At 70.0% G+C, this 15,020-nt stretch carries 18 protein-coding genes; 17 read left to right on the top strand and 1 reads right to left on the bottom strand.

The annotated features are described in order from the left end of the window. From QGN31_RS07945 to QGN31_RS07870, 17 genes are all read left to right on the top strand, one after another. Positions 1-924, top strand: a complete 924-nt coding sequence (locus QGN31_RS07945) for a NifU family protein (RefSeq protein WP_014942610.1) — start codon at positions 1-3, stop codon at positions 922-924. Next, positions 921-1,562 carry a DUF5947 family protein gene (locus tag QGN31_RS07940; RefSeq protein WP_014942611.1) on the top strand — a complete coding sequence of 214 codons (642 nt, stop codon included), beginning with the start codon at positions 921-923 and terminating at the stop codon, positions 1,560-1,562. The genes QGN31_RS07945 and QGN31_RS07940 overlap by 4 nt, the downstream gene beginning before the upstream one ends. After that, positions 1,559-2,203: a DUF6084 family protein gene (locus tag QGN31_RS07935; RefSeq protein ID WP_014942612.1), complete on the top strand. Its 645-nt coding sequence runs from the start codon at positions 1,559-1,561 to the stop codon at positions 2,201-2,203. Before QGN31_RS07940 ends, QGN31_RS07935 begins: the two co-directional genes overlap by 4 nt. Further along, positions 2,200-3,555, top strand: a complete 1,356-nt coding sequence (locus QGN31_RS07930) for a hypothetical protein (protein ID WP_014942613.1) — start codon at positions 2,200-2,202, stop codon at positions 3,553-3,555. Before QGN31_RS07935 ends, QGN31_RS07930 begins: the two co-directional genes overlap by 4 nt. Next, positions 3,543-3,662 (top strand): DUF6893 family small protein, encoded by a 120-nt coding sequence (locus QGN31_RS26340; protein ID WP_014942614.1) that lies wholly within the window; start codon positions 3,543-3,545, stop codon positions 3,660-3,662. Before QGN31_RS07930 ends, QGN31_RS26340 begins: the two co-directional genes overlap by 13 nt. A 10-nt stretch (positions 3,663-3,672) precedes the next feature. Next, complete coding sequence (locus tag QGN31_RS07925; protein ID WP_014942615.1) at positions 3,673-4,170, top strand: hydrogenase maturation protease; 498 nt, start codon at positions 3,673-3,675, stop codon at positions 4,168-4,170. A 3-nt stretch (positions 4,171-4,173) separates the two neighbouring features. After that, positions 4,174-4,443 (top strand): HypC/HybG/HupF family hydrogenase formation chaperone, encoded by a 270-nt coding sequence (locus tag QGN31_RS07920; protein ID WP_014942616.1) that lies wholly within the window; start codon positions 4,174-4,176, stop codon positions 4,441-4,443. A gap of 10 nt (positions 4,444-4,453) precedes the next feature. Then, on the top strand, positions 4,454-6,817 hold the full coding sequence (gene hypF, locus QGN31_RS07915) for a carbamoyltransferase HypF (RefSeq protein ID WP_043955809.1): 2,364 nt from the start codon (positions 4,454-4,456) through the stop codon (positions 6,815-6,817). Continuing rightward, the gene (locus tag QGN31_RS07910; RefSeq protein WP_043955190.1) at positions 6,814-7,551 is read left to right on the top strand and encodes a HypC/HybG/HupF family hydrogenase formation chaperone; all 738 of its coding nucleotides are present in this window, start codon (positions 6,814-6,816) and stop codon (positions 7,549-7,551) included. Before hypF ends, QGN31_RS07910 begins: the two co-directional genes overlap by 4 nt. Beyond that, a complete protein-coding gene (locus QGN31_RS07905; protein ID WP_014942619.1) occupies positions 7,548-8,222 on the top strand; it encodes a D-sedoheptulose-7-phosphate isomerase in 675 nt (224 codons plus the stop codon). Before QGN31_RS07910 ends, QGN31_RS07905 begins: the two co-directional genes overlap by 4 nt. Further along, positions 8,219-9,331 (top strand): hydrogenase expression/formation protein HypE, encoded by a 1,113-nt coding sequence (gene hypE / locus QGN31_RS07900; RefSeq protein ID WP_014942620.1) that lies wholly within the window; start codon positions 8,219-8,221, stop codon positions 9,329-9,331. The genes QGN31_RS07905 and hypE overlap by 4 nt, the downstream gene beginning before the upstream one ends. Before the next feature lie 12 nt (positions 9,332-9,343). Next, positions 9,344-9,616 carry a HypC/HybG/HupF family hydrogenase formation chaperone gene (locus QGN31_RS07895; RefSeq protein ID WP_014942621.1) on the top strand — a complete coding sequence of 91 codons (273 nt, stop codon included), beginning with the start codon at positions 9,344-9,346 and terminating at the stop codon, positions 9,614-9,616. Between the two features lie 12 nt (positions 9,617-9,628). Further along, positions 9,629-10,759, top strand: coding sequence for a hydrogenase formation protein HypD (gene hypD, locus QGN31_RS07890; protein ID WP_014942622.1), 1,131 nt, complete (start codon positions 9,629-9,631; stop codon positions 10,757-10,759). A 32-nt stretch (positions 10,760-10,791) separates the two neighbouring features. After that, complete coding sequence (locus QGN31_RS07885; RefSeq protein ID WP_014942623.1) at positions 10,792-11,502, top strand: DUF6390 family protein; 711 nt, start codon at positions 10,792-10,794, stop codon at positions 11,500-11,502. Positions 11,503-11,523: 21 nt separating this feature from the next. After that, entirely contained in the window at positions 11,524-12,648 is a 1,125-nt protein-coding gene (locus tag QGN31_RS07880; protein WP_014942624.1) for an alkaline phosphatase family protein, read from the top strand. An 82-nt stretch (positions 12,649-12,730) separates the two neighbouring features. Beyond that, positions 12,731-13,192, top strand: coding sequence for a hypothetical protein (locus QGN31_RS07875; protein WP_014380670.1), 462 nt, complete (start codon positions 12,731-12,733; stop codon positions 13,190-13,192). Between the two features lie 117 nt (positions 13,193-13,309). Then, positions 13,310-14,269, top strand: a complete 960-nt coding sequence (locus QGN31_RS07870) for a PPE family protein (protein WP_038536960.1) — start codon at positions 13,310-13,312, stop codon at positions 14,267-14,269. Here the strand turns inward: QGN31_RS07870 and QGN31_RS07865 are convergent. Then, positions 14,241-15,020 carry a 3-oxoacyl-ACP reductase gene (locus QGN31_RS07865; protein WP_014385437.1) on the bottom strand — a complete coding sequence of 260 codons (780 nt, stop codon included), beginning with the start codon at positions 15,018-15,020 and terminating at the stop codon, positions 14,241-14,243. The two genes, QGN31_RS07870 and QGN31_RS07865, sit on opposite strands and share 29 nt — an antisense overlap.

Below are 15,020 nucleotides of genomic sequence, written 5' to 3'. Positions count from 1 at the left end.
ATGGCGGATCGCCCGAACAAGTCCGCGAACGACGCGCAGTGGCGTGAAGCGGGCGATCGGATCCAGACACTGCTCGATTCCTGCGCGGCGAGTGGAACCGCCGCCCACGACCGCGCGCAGCAACTGGTTCGCGAAGTGGTCGGGCTGTACGGTGCCGGGCTGCAGCGGATCATGCGAATGGCCGATGATCCTGGCCCCGGCGGCGGCCTGGCCGAGCGGCTGGCCACCGACGACCTGGTGGCCAGCCTGCTCCTAGTGCACGGACTGCATCCGCACGACACGCATCGCCGGGTCGCCGATGCGCTGGACCGGGTGCGGCCCTATCTGGGTTCGCACGGCGGGGACGTCGACCTCCTCGAGATCGACGGTGACACCCTGCGTTTGGCGTTCACCGGCAGCTGCAAGAGCTGCCCCTCGTCCGCGGTGACGCTGGAGCTGGCCGTGCAGGACGCGGTCCGCGCGGCGGCCCCGGAGATCTCCTCGATCGAGGTGGTGACCGCGCAGGCCGCCGCGCCCACGGCCGTGATTCCCGCCGAATCGCTTCTGACGAACCTACATTCGAACGGGCAGGCGCCGGCCGACTGGCACCCGATTCCCGAGCTGGCCGAGCTGGCACCCGGCGAGGCCGGAGGATTCGTGATCGCCGGCGCCGCCATCGTGGCGTGCCGGGTCGACGACCGCACGTTCGCCTACCGAGATCACTGCCCGGCGTGTGACGGCTCCCTGGCCGGTTCGCAACTGCACGGCGCGCTGCTGCGCTGCGCGGGCTGCTTGACGGACTTCGACATCGTTCACGCGGGACTGCGCGCCGGGGCCGACGCCGCCGCGGGATCGCCGATCCATCTCGATCCGATTCCGCTGTTGACCCGCGACGGCCTGCCGTCGGTGGCGCTGCGGGCCGAGGCCATGGGAGCCCCGGCATGACAACCCCCTACGACGTCCTGGCACGCATCAGCAGCGACCGGGCCCCCGAACCGGCCGGCGAGCGCTGCGAAATGTGCTCGGAGCGCATCGCCGACGAACACCAGCACGTCGTCAATGTGGCCGACCGGCAACTGATGTGCGTCTGTCGCGCCTGTTATCTGCTGTTCACCGACTCCCACGCCGAGTTGCGCTACCGCGCGGTGCCCGACCGGTATTTGTCCTTTCCCGACTTCGCGCTGGACCGCCTGGTGTGGGAGGCGCTGCAGATCCCGGTCGGGGTCGCCTTCTTCTTCACCAACTCGGAGCTGGGCCACACCGTCGCGTTCTATCCGGGCCCGGCGGGGGCCACCGAGTCCGAGCTGGACATGGACGTGTGGGACACCATTCGCGGCGCCGACCGGCGGGTGGACCTGCTGGCCGACGACGTGGAGGCGCTGCTCGTGCGCGTCCCCGACGGTCCCGAAGACGGCGAATTACCGCAGCCGGAAAGCTATTTGGTCCCGATCGACGCGTGCTACGAATTCGTCGGGCGGATGCGACTGCTGTGGCGCGGCTTTGACGGTGGCCAGCAGGCGCGCGAATTCATCGACGGCTTCTTCGACGGGCTCGCCGCCCGGGCAGTGCAGACGCGGCGATGAACGTGAGCTTCACGGTTCTGGACGTGACGGCCGAACCGTACACCGTCAGCCCCGCCCTCACCGCCTGCGTCGGCGTCACCACCAGCGGGGGGGACTCGGTGCACGCCCTCGCCCTGCGGTGCCAGGTCAGGATCGAGCCGCTGCGCCGCCCCTACTCCGACGACGAAGCGGCCGGCCTGACGGACTTGTTCGGCGCCCGAGAACGCTGGGCGAGCACCCAACGCACCTTCCTGTGGCAGCACTGCAGCGCCATGGTGCCGGGGTTCACCGGCAGCACGACCGCGGCGCTGCCCCTGGCCTGCACCTACGACTTCGAGGTAGCTGGCGCCAAATATCTGCACGCGCTGCGCGGCGGGACGGTACCGCTGCAGTTCCTCTTCAGCGGAACGCTTTTCGTCAACTCCGAACGCGGCTTCTCAGTTCATCAGGTGCCGTGGGACTGCGAGGACCGCTACGAGATGCCGGTCACGGTCTGGCGGGAGCTGATCGAGCAACACTATCCCAACAGCGGCTGGATCCGGCTGAACCACGAAACCATCACGGAGCTGGCCGGTTACAAATCCGCTCGGGGAATGCTCGACCTCGACCAGGCCATCACCTCCTTGCTGGACGCCACCGCCGATCGCGAGGTGGCGCAATGACGGCGACCTGGGAGCGCGCCCGCGCCGTCGCCGACGCGGTGCTCTACGAGGGCTACCTGCTCTACCCGTACCGGGGCACGTCGAGCAAGAATCAATCACGTTGGCAGTTCGGCGTTTTGGGTCCGTGCGGTGCGTGTGACGCCGGCCTCGGTGAGGATCCCACCCTGGCCGCGGAGTTTCTGGTCGAGGGCGCGCGGGCGCTGACCTTGGTGCTGCGTTTCCTGCAGCTGCAACACCGCCGAGCCGAGCAGGAAACGAGTGACGGCTTCGAGCCCGTCGACGAGCTCATTACCCCGGCCGGGTCGTGGCTGACCTGGGACGAAGCCGTGGAGTGCGAAATCGCGTTCGGCCCCCTGGAATTTGACGATCAACCGTGGTCGCTGCCGGTGACGGCCGATGCGGCCACCGATGTCGAACTCCTCGACGGCGGGCGGTTGGTTCGCGAACGACGTCAGGTGCGTGGCGTGCTGAGCGTCACCAGCGAGCCCGACGGCGCCCTGCGGCGCGTCTCGGTCCGGGTGGACAACACCGGCGCGGCCCCGCGCGACAAGGGCGACGCCGCCGCGCGCTCGATGATCGGTACGCACCTCATCGCCGAAGTAGTTGGTGGCCAGTTCGTCTCGCTGCTCGAGCCACCGCAGACCGCGACCGATGCCGTGTCCCGGTGCCGCCGGCATCGCTGCTTCCCGGTGCTGGCCGGTCCGCCGGGCACCCGCGACACGCTGCTGATCTCACCGATCATTCTCTACGACCACCCCGAGGTCGCCGAACAAAGCGACACGGCCTTATACGACTGCACCGAGATCGACGAGATACTCACCCTGCGCGTGATGACCATGACGGACGAGGAGAAGGCGCAGGCCCGGGCGACCGACCCGCGGGCGGCACGAATCATCGACGAGTGTGACGCCATGTCACCCGAGGCGATGGTCCGGCTGCACGGTGTGCTGCGCGATCCGCACTCGGCGCGCGTGCCCACCGGTTTGGTACCCGAGATTCCCGAAGGTATCGATTGGTGGGATCCGCTGGCGGACAACGCCGTCCGGTCCGAGATCGACGCGGTTTTGGTGAACGGGGTCCGAATCGCCAGGGGCAGCATGGTCCGGTTGCGGCCCCGGCGCAACGCCGACGCCCAGGACATCTTCGTCGCCGGCAAAACCGCCCGTGTCACGTCGGTGCATGAGGACGTCGAGGGCCATAAGCACGTCGCCGTGGTCGTCGACGACGACCCGGCCGCGGACCTGCACGACTGGTACGGCCGGTACTTGTACTTCTCCCCCGACGAAGTCGAACCGCTGCATTTGCAGCAGAACACAACAGTCCCCGAAAGGAGTCCGACATGGAAGTCCTAGGTTGGATCTTCATCGCCATCATCGCGCTGGTGGCGGCGATCGCATTGGCGCTCGGCGTGGTATCGCTGCCCGATGCCCGCCGCTATCTCAAGTTGAGGCGGATGTAGCCGAGCCACCATGACAGCGCGCATCCTGGTAGCCGGGATCGGCAACATCTTCCTGGGCGACGACGGATTCGGATCGCAAGTGGTCCGCAACGCCGAACTGCCCCAGGATGATCCGACGGTCCAGGTGATCGACTATGGAATCCGAGGCATGCACCTGGCCTATGACCTGCTCGAGGACTGGGACACGCTGGTGCTCGTCGACGCCGTACCCAGCCGGGGGCATCCGGGCACGTTGCACGTCTTTCAGGCCGATCACGAATCACCTTCGCAAACAACCGGTCTGGACGGACACAGCATGGACCCGGCCGCGGTATTCGCCAGCCTGCGGGCACTGGGCGGCCGTCCGCCCTACACCGTGGTCGTCGGGTGCGAGGCGGGCAGCGTGCAGGAGGGAATCGGCCTGACCGAACCGGTCGCCCAGGCCGTCCCGCGGGCGGCGCGGGCGGTGGAAGAGATTGTCGCGGCGTTGCACGGCGCGCCATTACCCGCGGCCGAAGGCGGGTGCTGAATCATGTGTCTGGGCATACCGGGGCAGGTCGTCGCCATGCTGGACGGTTTTGCCGGGCAACTGGCGCTGGTCGACGTGGTCGGCGAACAGCGCAAGGTGAACGTCGGCATGTTGCCGGAAGAGACGTTCGCGCCGGGCGATTGGGTGATCATCCACATGGGCTTCGTCGTGGAGAAGACCGACCGGGCCGGGGCGGAGCAGGCGATGGCCGGCCTGGAGTTGATGGGCCGGGGCCGGGCCGGGCCTATGGACGGTCCAGCGGAGGCCGGTTGAGATGACGGACATGGCCGAAGCCCCCGTGCTCTTGCGGTCGCAGGAGGTGCGGCAGGGCGTCACGGTGACCGGCGTGGTGCAGGGGGTGGGCTTCCGCCCGTTCGTGCATCGGATCGCGACCGAACTGGGCCTGTCCGGATTCGTCGGCAACGACTCGGGGGCGGTGTTCGTCGAGGTGCAGGGCCGGCGTGCCCGCCTGGCGGAATTCTGCCGGCGGCTGCGCGCCGACGCTCCGCCGCTGGCGCGGATCGCCGAGGTGCGGGTGATCGACCTCGAGGTCGATCCCGAATGCGCACCCGAATTCCGCATCGTGACAAGCCAACCGGCCCCCGGTGTGACCACACCGATTCCGCCCGACGTCGCGGTGTGCGACGACTGCGTCGCCGAGCTGTTCGACCCCCTGGATCGCCGCTATCGGCACCCGTTCGTGACGTGTACCAACTGCGGCCCGCGGTTCACCATCATCGAAGGGTTGCCCTACGACCGCCCCGCCACCACGATGTCGGCCTTCGCCATGTGCGCACGCTGCGCCGCCGAATACCACGATCCGGCGAATCGCCGCTTCCATGCGCAGCCGATCGCCTGCCCGGACTGCGGACCGACCCTGCGTTTCCGCTCGGCGACCGGTGACGTGCGCGGAGCGGATGCGGCCTTGGCCGCCACGCAGAGTGCGCTGGCCGCCGGCGCCGTGGTGGCCATCAAGGGCATCGGCGGCTACCACCTGGCCTGTCAGGTCGACGACCCGGCGGCGGTCGCCGTGCTGCGGGGGCGTAAGGCCCGCGGCGCCAAGCCCTTTGCCGTCCTGGTCCGCGATCTCGACGCCGCGCGCCGCTACGCCCACGTCGACGACCCCGAGGCCGCCGTGCTGTCCGGCCCGGCCCGCCCGATCGTGTTGCTGCGGCGGCTGCCCACCGCGCCGGTCGCCGAGGCCGTGGCGCCCGGCAGCCCGCTGCTCGGGTTGATGCTCCCGTACTCCCCCCTTCATCACCTGCTGCTGGCACCCGTACCGGGCATCGCCGGGCCGGTGCCCGATGCGCTGGTGCTGACCAGTGCCAACCGCTCCGACGAGCCGATCTGCTTCACCGATGACGATGCCGCGCAGAGGCTTCCGGCGCTCTGCGACGCGGTTCTCGACCATGACCGGCCGATCCACGTGCCGTGCGACGACTCGGTGGTGCGCGTCGTCCGAGACCGGGACGGGGCACACGAGCTTCCGATCCGCCGTTCCCGCGGGTACGCGCCGCTGCCGGTCGAGCTACGTCTCGAGGGGCCGGCCGTGCTGGCCGTGGGCGGGGAATTGAAGAACACCTGCTGCCTCACCGACGGCTCGCGGGCCTACCTGTCCGGCCACATCGGTGACATGGCCACCTGGGAGACGCTGCGCGCCTTCGAGCGTGCGGTGGGTCAGCTCAGCGAAATACGCGGCGCGCCCGAGCGTATGGCCGCCGATCTGCATCCCGGATACCACACCCGAAGCTGGGCGGAGCGCCACGCGGGGAACCGGCCGCTGGACCTGGTTCAGCACCACCACGCCCACGTGGTGTCGCTGCTGGCCGAACACGGGCGCATCGGCGAACCCATCGTCGGGGTCGCCTTCGACGGCACGGGTTATGGCTGCGACGAAACGATCTGGGGCGGCGAGATTCTGGCGCTCGGCACCGGCAGCCACCATTTCGTCCGGGCCGGCCACCTGTTGCCGGTGCCGCTACCCGGCGGCGACGCGGCGGTGCGCAATCCGTGGCGGATGGCGCTGTCCCAGCTATGGATGGCCGACATCGACTGGACCCCGGATCTGGCGCCGGTCGCCGCCGCGACCGACGACGAACTGCGGCTCACCCGTTCGCAACTCGAGACCGGGACGGGCTGTGTGCCGTGTTCGAGCATGGGCCGGCTGTTCGACGCCGTCGCTTCCCTGCTCGGGGTGCGGCACCGCATCGACTACGAAGGGCAGGCCGCCGTCGAACTCGAGGCGCTGGCGGAGTCGGCCGACCACGGTCCCGATCGGCCTGCGCCGTCGTTGCCGCTGGCGGTGCGTCCCGACGGGGTGATCGATCCGACGCCGATGGTGCAAACGATGGTCGCGGCGCTGTACGCCGGGACACCGCGTGCGGTACTGGCCTTGGCCTTTCACCACGCGATCGCGGACGCGGTCGCCGGCGCGGTCGCGCGGGTGGCCGGCGCCACCCGGCTGGTGGGGCTTACGGGCGGGGTGTTCCAGAACGTTCTGCTGCTGCAATCCTGCCGTGACCTATTGCGGTGCAGGGGGTTTGAGGTTCTCACCCATCACATTGTGCCGCCGAACGACGGTGGCTTGGCGCTGGGCCAAGCCGTGGTCTCGGCGCTGATCGCGCAGGAGGAGGTGTTGACGCGATGACTGTGACCGCCGTCGATCGCGGCCTGAGCTCCGAGCTGGCCGAAGATCTTGCCGCGACGGCGTTGACGCTCGCCAAACGATTCGCCGCCGGTGCCACCATGTGGTCCATCGCGCCCTCGTGGGAACCGCACGCCATGCACATCGCCGTCGAATTCGTGCATCCGGTGATCATGGGCAAACGGGCCTTGCCCGCGGTGGCGCTCACCGGACCCGACCTGGTCGACCTGGTGCGGGTATCGGTGCGGCCCGGCGACATCGTGGTCGCGGTCTCCGGTGCGACGGACGCGCAGGTGCGCTCGGTGATGCGCCGCGGCCCGGCCTGGGGCACCACCACGATTTGGATCGGCAGCGGCGATCCGCCCGACGCCGCCATGGCCGATCACGTGCTCTGGCTCGACGATCCCGATCCGCGGGTGCCCGCCACCGGCGGCTTCGTGCTGTTTTATCACCTTCTGTGGGAGCTGACCCACGTGTGCTTCGAGCACGCGGGCTTGCTCAAACCCGGCCGCTGCGACGACGACGAGGCGGCCTGCGTGACCTGTAGCGACGAGGGTCGGCTGGGCGAAGTGATGAGCGCGTCGGTCGACGGTCAGACGACGGTGCGCACCGCGCGCGGCGTCGAGAACGTGATCACCGCATTGGTCGACCCGGTGGCCGCCGGCGAGCTGGTGCTGGTGCACGCCGGCACGGCGATCAGCCGCGTCTGCGACGAAGAGCCAGAAGGTGTTTCATGAGCCCCGCCGACGAACCCACCAACTTCTTGTACCCGTTCATCGACGCGCAAGAAGATGACCCCTCGTCGCTGCTCGCCGACCTGGCCGCATCGGCGCACGCCAAGGCAACCGAAAGCCGGGCGCTGCGGCACTCCACCCTGGAAGCCAACGCCGAGCTGCTGGCGGCGGCGGCCGCCGAGCTGGCGCGCCGGTTCGCCGCCGGCGGAAGGCTGTTCACCTTCGGAAACGGCGGCAGCTGCACCGATTCCACCACACTGGCGGCCTTGTTCGCGCGGCCACCGCTCGGCAAGCCGCTGCCGGCCTGGTCGCTGACCGCCGATCAAGCGATCCTCACCGCCTTGGGTAACGACGTCGGATTCGAGCTCGTCTTCGCCCGCCAGCTGATCGCGCGCGCGGCGGCCGGCGACATCGCGATCGCGATGTCGACCAGCGGCAACTCCCCCAACCTGCTGACCGCGCTGGCCGAGGCCCGCCGCCGCGGCCTGTACACCATCGGTTTCGCCGGCTACGACGGGGGCGCCTTCGCCGACAACCCGAATGTGGACGCCTGCTTCGTCGTTCGTTCGCAAAGCGTGCACCGGATCCAGGAATCCCAGGCGCTGTTGGGCTACCAGTTGTGGTTGGCGGTCCACGAACGGCTCGCGGGCGATCACGGTGTGGGGGCGGCATGAATCCTTCAGCAGGTGACTACCTTTCGTCGGGTCCGCGGTTCGCCGAAGGCGACGTGATCGAGCGGATCGAGTCGTTTCGCCGGCGCCGTCCCCGGCTGCTCGACGAGCAGGTGACCCTGGCGCACGGCGCGGGCGGCAAGGCGTCGGCGGCACTGATGGACGCGGTGTTCATGGAGGCGTTTCGCAATCCGCTGCTCGAGACGCTGGGCGACGGCGCGGTCCTCACGTTGCCCAGCGGCGAACGCGTGGCGATGTCGACCGACTCGTTTGTGGTGGCGCCCAGGCGTTTTCCCGGCGGCTCGATCGGCGAGCTCGCCGTGCACGGCACCTGCAACGACCTGGCGGTGGCCGGCGCCGTGCCATCGTGGATCTGCGCGGCCTTCGTGCTCGAAGAAGGGTTCGGAATCGCCGAGCTCAAAGAGATCGTCGCCGACATGGCGGCCGCGGCCGCGGCCGCCGGCGTGCAGATCGTCACCGGCGACACCAAGGTGGTGCCCAAGGGGGCGGCCGACGGCCTGTTCATCACCACCACCGGGGCCGGAGTCATCCCCGCCGGCCGCGCGCTGTCGGCGCAGTCGGTGCGCACCGGGGACAAGGTGCTGCTGTCGGGGTCGATGGGCGATCACGGCATGGCCGTCATGCTCGCCCGCGGCGATCTGGCCATCGAGGCCGACATCGCCTCCGACACCGCCTCGGTGAGCCCGTTGGTGGAGTTGCTGATGGCGGCCGCCCCGTCCACCCGGTGGCTGCGCGACGCGACGCGGGGCGGGGTGGGCACCGTGTGCAACGAGCTGGCCCAGGCCTGCGGCCTGGGGGTACTGCTCGACGAGGAGCGACTTCCGGTGGCGCCCATGGTCAATGGCGCCTGCGAGCTGCTCGGCATCGATCCGCTCTACGTCGCCAACGAGGGCAAGTTCGTCGCCGTCGTCGCACCTGAGGAGACGCGGGCGGCGTTGGACGCGTTGCGGTCCCATCCGCTGGGCGCCGATGCGGCCGAGGTCGGCGAGATCGTCACCGAACCCGCCGAAAGCGTGGTGCTGCGTACGGGATTCGGCGGCACCCGCATCGTGGACATGCTGGTAGGGGACCCGCTGCCGAGGATCTGCTGAAAGGAGCTGCACATGTGCCTTGGGATTCCGGGCCGGATCGTGGAAATCACCGATCCCGCCACCTGTTTGGCGAAGGTCGACGTGAGCGGCGTGCAACGGACCATCAGCGTCCGGTTGCTGGAGAACGACCTGCCCGCGCCCGACGACTGGGTGCTGGTCCACGTCGGTTTCGCGATGGCCAAGATCGACGAGACCGAGGCGTTGCTCACGCTGGCCGCCATCAAGAAACTCGGCGACACCTACACGACCGAAATGCAGGCCTTCGACTCGTCGGCCATCGTTTGACTAGGAGCGGCAATGAAATTCGTCGACGAATTCCGCGACCCCGCCGCGGCCCGCAAGCTGCTGGTGGCTATCGAGCGCCTGGCCGGGACCGGCGGCGAGGACTTCAAGTTCATGGAGGTGTGCGGCGGGCACACGCACACCATCTACCGGCACGGCATCGAGCACCTGCTGCCCGCCAACGTCGAGCTCGTGCACGGGCCGGGCTGCCCGGTGTGCGTGATCCCGATGGGACGCATCGACGACGCGATGTGGCTGGCCGGCCAGCCCGACGTGATCTTCACCTGTTTCGGCGACATGATGCGGGTGCCCGGCTCGCACGGCAGCCTGCTGCATGCCAAGGCCCGCGGCGCCGACGTGCGGTTCGTCTACTCGCCGCTGGACGCGTTGAAGATCGCGATCGACAACCCGGCCAAACAGGTGGTGTTCTTCGCCATCGGTTTCGAGACCACCGCGCCGTCGACCGCAGTGACGCTCGTGCGGGCGCGTGAGTTGGGCCTGGCCAATTTCAGCGTCTTCTGCAACCACGTCACGATCGTGCCGCCGATCAGGGCCATCCTGGAATCCCCGGACCTGCGGCTGTCGGGTTTCATCGGCCCGGGGCACGTGTCCACGGTGGTGGGCAACCGGCCCTACCGGTTCGTCCCGGACGTCTATCGAAAGCCGTTGGTGGTGGCAGGTTTCGAACCGCTGGACATCCTGGCCTCCGTCGCGATGTTGCTGACCCAGATCCGCGAGGGGCGCTGCGAAGTGGAGAACCAGTACAAGCGCGTGGTGCCCGAGCACGGCAACCCTGCCGCGTTGGCGTTGATGGGCAAGGTGTTCGCGCTGCGCCCGCACTTCGAATGGCGCGGTCTGGGCTTCATCTCGCAAAGCGCCCTGCGGCTCCACGACGACTTCGCCGGGTTCGACGCCGAGCTGCGATTCGCGATGCCCGGCGTGCGGGTCGCCGACCCGAAGGCCTGCCAGTGCGGTGAGGTCCTCAAGGGCGTCCTCAAGCCGTGGGAATGCAAGGTTTTCGGTACCGCGTGCACCCCCGAGACCCCGATCGGGACCTGCATGGTGTCACCCGAAGGGGCCTGCGCGGCCTACTACAACTTCGGACGGATGCATCGCGACGCCGTGAAGCTGGTGAGCCGCGCTTGACCGACGACCGAGGCCTCGAAAAGGGCGCTGCAATGTTCGCCCGCTACGCGTATGCGCCCAACGCGTTGGGCTATTGCGGCCCGCCGTTGGGAGCCACCCTGCGCGACGGGTCGGTCGACGACGTGCGCGCCGCGGCGAGGAAGTTCTCCGGCGCGTGGCCGTACCTGCGGGTCCTCTCGGAGCTGACCGGCATCGCCGACCCGCTGGATTACCGGTTGGTGGAGTCGTATTGGCTCGGCGGCGGCGTCGCCGCCGAGCTGGATCCGCAGCAGTTCCTCGCCGCGTTGCTGGCGATCCTCGGCCCGCAAGCAGGCCAATACTGGTCGCATCTCACGCCGGACCTGGCGTGCGAGGCCGCCGCAAACCACTGCTTTCACGTCTTCGGGATCTACCCGTGGACGCGGTTCCTGGGCCGGAATTGCGACGAGCAGCCCTTGAGCGTGCTGGATAACTGCCGAATCAGTTCCGGCACAGTGCTTTCCCGCGACGGGGACCGCGTCGAGGTGCTGTGCCGGAACCTGGCCTGGAACGGTCAGGCGCTCACGCTGTCGAAACCGTCGGCGCGGGTGCTCGAGGTGTGGGCAGACGGATACAGCGCGGTGCCCGATGCGGCCGCCGGAGATGTGGTCGCGATGCACTGGGGCCGGCTGTGCGGTCGACTCTCGCCGGCGCAGCTTTGCGCGCTCACCGACAGCACGCACCGCCAACTGCTGGTGACCGACCAGCGACTGGCGCGCGTCTAGCTTCGACGTCAGACTGGCCCGGTGCCCGGTTCCCTGCGCGACGTGCTGCCCGCCGCGGCCGCCCTGCTCGGAGTTCCCGGCGCGGTCGACAAGCTCGCGGTGACGGACCGGGTCGGCTCCGATCGGATCGACCGGGTGCTCGTCGTGCTGGTGGACGGGCTGGGCTGGCACCTGCTTCCGCAGCTGGCCGGCGACGCCCCGCTGCTGGCCTCCGTGCGCAGCGGCGCCACCGGCCGGCTGACCCAGCTGGAGTGCACCTTCCCGTCGACCACGCCGACCAGCCTGGTGTCCCTGGGCACCGGGGCAGCGCCCGGCGAGCACGGCATTTTGGGCTTCACCCTGCGGGTGCCTGGCACCGAGACGGTGCTCAACCACGTCCGGTGGCGCGACGAACCCTCGCCGGCCGTCTGGCAGCCGGTGCCGACCTGGTTTCAGCGGCTCAAAGAGGCCGGCGTCAGCGCCCGCGCGGTGCTGCCGGCGCTGTTCCTCGGCAGTGGGCTGACCGAGGCCGCGTACCGCGGCGCGGAATTCCGCCCGGCCGGCCCCGCCGACGACTACGCCCAGCTGGTGGTCGACGACCTGCGCTCGGCGCCCGGACTGGTCTACGGCTACACCGCCGAACTCGACACCGCGGCCCATGTCTTCGGCGTCGGCTCCGAGCAGTGGCACGCGGCCGCGGCGAGCGTCGACACGCTGCTTTCGCGCCTGCTCGAGGCGCTGCCGCCGAACGCGGCGCTGCTGGTGACCGCCGACCACGGCGGCCTCAACGTCCCGCCGGAGGCCCGCATCGACCTCGACGCCGACGCCCGGCTGGCCCGGGGCGTCCGGGTGGTCGCCGGCGAGCCCCGGGTCCGCTACCTGCACACCGAGCCGGGCGCCGCGCCCGACGTGCGGGCCGCGTGGGCCGAGGTGCTCGGCGGCCGGGCGACCGTGTACAGCCGCGAGCAGGCGGTGGGCACCGGGATGTTCGGGCCGGTCGCCGCGCCGCACCTGGAGCGGCTGGGCGACGTGGTGGTGGTCTGCTCGGGCGACACGGCGGTGCTGGCCAGCGCGCACGAGCCGCCGGAAGCCTCGCGCCTGATCGGTTTCCACGGCGGAGCCAGCCCGGCCGAGATGGCGATCCCGCTCATCGTTTTCCGCCCCTAGCTGCACCGACCGTGGATTCGGACCGACTTCACAGCTCGTTCCGACCGGTTTACCACGATTCGCGTTGTACATTCGGCGCACTGTGTTGTTCCGGGTTGGCGGTCAGACTCGGCGGTGGCGGCCCGCCACCGCGATCGTCGCAGCCCTGGGTGTGTTCATCGCCCTGATAGCCGGTTCGTCGCTGCGGCCTCAGTTCGCCGCGTCCAGCCTGCCCGAGCCTGCCGCCTGGTCCGGCCCGGCCGCCGGGGTCGGCGCGCATGCGCTCCCCCGGGGCCTCCACTCCGCCGTCGGCCGCCCGGCGCCGGCCGCGTGGGAGTCGCCGGCACCGGCGGACAACACCAACAAGAAGCCGTTCCACAGCATGTGGATGACGAAGGAACGGCCCCAAACCTGGAACCGTTCGTCAGCGCAAGTGGCCCTGTCACCGGCGCCGACGACGTTCGGCCCGGTGCGGGCGGCGCCCGACCACGCCCAATCCCGTTCTCCCGCAATCATTGCCACCGACCGAGATACGTTGACCCGGCTCTGCATCGCCCGCGTCTGATCGCCGCACGCCGCGCATTCGCGCGACAGGGCTCATATCTCCCGTGTCTATCTCGTGAAGGACGCCCCCAATGTTTTCGAGCATCAACCACACCGCCCGCCCCCGGCGGAGGCTGTAATGGATTTCGCGACGCTGCCCCCGGAGATCAACTCCGCGCTGATGTATTCGGGTCCCGGTGCGGGATCGATGGTCGCGGCCGCCGCGGCGTGGGACAAGCTTGCCGCGCGGCTCTGCACCGCGGCGGCCGACTACCGGGCGGTGACCGCGAAGCTGGCGGCGCAATGGGAGGGCCCGGCGCCCTCGGCGCTGCGCGAGGCCGCCCGCTACGTCGACTGGCTGGACGCCAACGCCGCACGGAGCCAGGAGGCGGCCGTGCAGCTGGGCGCGGCGGCCGGGGCGCACGAGGCGGCGTTCGCGGCGACGGTGCCCCCACCGGCGATCGCGGGCAACCGCGCGCGCCGCACGGCACTGGTGTCGGCGAACTGGCTGGGCCAGCACAGCGCGGCAATCGCGGACGTCGACACCGACTACGACGCCATGTGGGCGCGCAACGCCGGCGCCATGTACGCCTACGCCGACGCCGCCGCCGGCGCGGCGACGTTGGCCCCGTTCACCCCTCCGCCTTCCGACGCCGGTGCGCGCGCAGACAGCTGGCTGTTGAAGGCGGCGCCCGACGTCATATCGGCCGGCCGCCGCGTGATGTCGGCCATTCCCGGCGCGCTCGAGCACCTGTCGTCGGCATCGCGGACCACGTTCGAGGCGTCCCTTTCCTCGGTGACACCGTCGCTGTCGAAGCTGAATTCGCTGACCGCGCCGTCGGATTTCGCGATCGGCCACCTGAATTCGATGAACAAGGCGGCGGCGCTGCGCACACTGTTCCCCAGGCCGGCCGCCGTCGACGGGGTGAACGCGCGCGTGGGCCGCGGGGTGTCGCTGGGCGCGCTGTCGGTGCCGCGCAGCTGGACGACGGCCGCGTCCGCCGCGCAAGGCCTGGGCGGGGACCGGCGGGCGAAGGCGCCCGCGTGGTCGGGGCCGGTGGGTGCCGCCGTTAGAGCGGAGTCACGTAGGCCGAGCTGATGCCGCCGTCGACCAGGAACGTCGACGCCGTGATGAACGACGCGTCGTCGCTCGCCAAAAACGCGACGGCCGCGGCGATTTCGCCGGGGTCGGCGAAGCGGCCCACCGGCACGTGCACCAGCCGGCGCGCGGCACGTTCGGGGTCCTTGGCGAAAAGCTCTTGCAGCAGTGGGGTGTTGACCGGCCCGGGGCACAGCGCGTTCACCCGGATGCCCTGCCGGGCGAACTGCACCCCCAGCTCCCGCGACATGGCCAGCACCCCGCCCTTGGACGCGGTGTAGGAGATCTGCGACGTCGCTGACCCCAGGACGGCGACGAACGACGCGGTATTGATGATCGAGCCGCGCCGCGCGGGAACCATGTGCCGCAACGCCGCCCGGCAGCACAGGTACACCGACTTCAGGTTGACGTCCTGGACGCGTTGCCAGGCGGGCAGCTCGGTGTTCTCGATGACATCGTCGTCGGGGGGTGAGATGCCGGCGTTGTTGAACGCGATGTCGACGCGGCCGTAGGCCTGCGCCGCGGTATCGAACAGCGCGTTGACCGCGTCCTCGTCGGCGACGTCGGTGGGCACGAACAGGCCGGACAGCTCGTCGGCCGCGGCGGCGCCCGCGTCGTGGTCGACGTCGGCGACCACGACGGTGGCGCCCTCGGCGCGCATCCGCCGCGCCGAGGCCAGCCCGATGCCGCCGCCGGCGCCGGTGACGACGGCGACCCGGCCCGCCAACCGTTGGGTGAGATCGACCGCCAC

It is taken from the genome of Mycobacterium sp. 2-64 (assembly GCF_035918375.1).
Taxonomy (GTDB): Bacteria; Actinomycetota; Actinomycetes; order Mycobacteriales; family Mycobacteriaceae; genus Mycobacterium; species Mycobacterium intracellulare.
The sequence above is the reverse complement of the archived record's forward strand: the minus strand, read 5'-3'. Positions and strand labels throughout refer to the sequence as shown.

Excerpts from the sequence above, each read along its gene's own strand:
- QGN31_RS07870 (WP_038536960.1), top strand. The coding sequence starts at position 13,310 with ATGGATTTCGCGACGCTGCCCCCGGAGATCAACTCCGCGCTGATGTAT.
- QGN31_RS07945 (WP_014942610.1), top strand. The coding sequence starts at position 1 with ATGGCGGATCGCCCGAACAAGTCCGCGAACGACGCGCAGTGGCGTGAA.
- hypF (WP_043955809.1), top strand. The coding sequence starts at position 4,454 with ATGGCCGAAGCCCCCGTGCTCTTGCGGTCGCAGGAGGTGCGGCAGGGC.
- hypD (WP_014942622.1), top strand. The coding sequence starts at position 9,629 with ATGAAATTCGTCGACGAATTCCGCGACCCCGCCGCGGCCCGCAAGCTG.
- hypE (WP_014942620.1), top strand. The coding sequence starts at position 8,219 with ATGAATCCTTCAGCAGGTGACTACCTTTCGTCGGGTCCGCGGTTCGCC.
- QGN31_RS07935 (WP_014942612.1), top strand. The coding sequence starts at position 1,559 with ATGAACGTGAGCTTCACGGTTCTGGACGTGACGGCCGAACCGTACACC.
- QGN31_RS07925 (WP_014942615.1), top strand. The coding sequence starts at position 3,673 with ATGACAGCGCGCATCCTGGTAGCCGGGATCGGCAACATCTTCCTGGGC.
- QGN31_RS07940 (WP_014942611.1), top strand. The coding sequence starts at position 921 with ATGACAACCCCCTACGACGTCCTGGCACGCATCAGCAGCGACCGGGCC.
- QGN31_RS07920 (WP_014942616.1), top strand. The coding sequence starts at position 4,174 with ATGTGTCTGGGCATACCGGGGCAGGTCGTCGCCATGCTGGACGGTTTT.
- QGN31_RS07885 (WP_014942623.1), top strand. The coding sequence starts at position 10,792 with ATGTTCGCCCGCTACGCGTATGCGCCCAACGCGTTGGGCTATTGCGGC.
- QGN31_RS07910 (WP_043955190.1), top strand. The coding sequence starts at position 6,814 with ATGACTGTGACCGCCGTCGATCGCGGCCTGAGCTCCGAGCTGGCCGAA.
- QGN31_RS07905 (WP_014942619.1), top strand. The coding sequence starts at position 7,548 with ATGAGCCCCGCCGACGAACCCACCAACTTCTTGTACCCGTTCATCGAC.
- QGN31_RS26340 (WP_014942614.1), top strand. The coding sequence starts at position 3,543 with ATGGAAGTCCTAGGTTGGATCTTCATCGCCATCATCGCGCTGGTGGCG.
- QGN31_RS07930 (WP_014942613.1), top strand. The coding sequence starts at position 2,200 with ATGACGGCGACCTGGGAGCGCGCCCGCGCCGTCGCCGACGCGGTGCTC.
- QGN31_RS07895 (WP_014942621.1), top strand. The coding sequence starts at position 9,344 with ATGTGCCTTGGGATTCCGGGCCGGATCGTGGAAATCACCGATCCCGCC.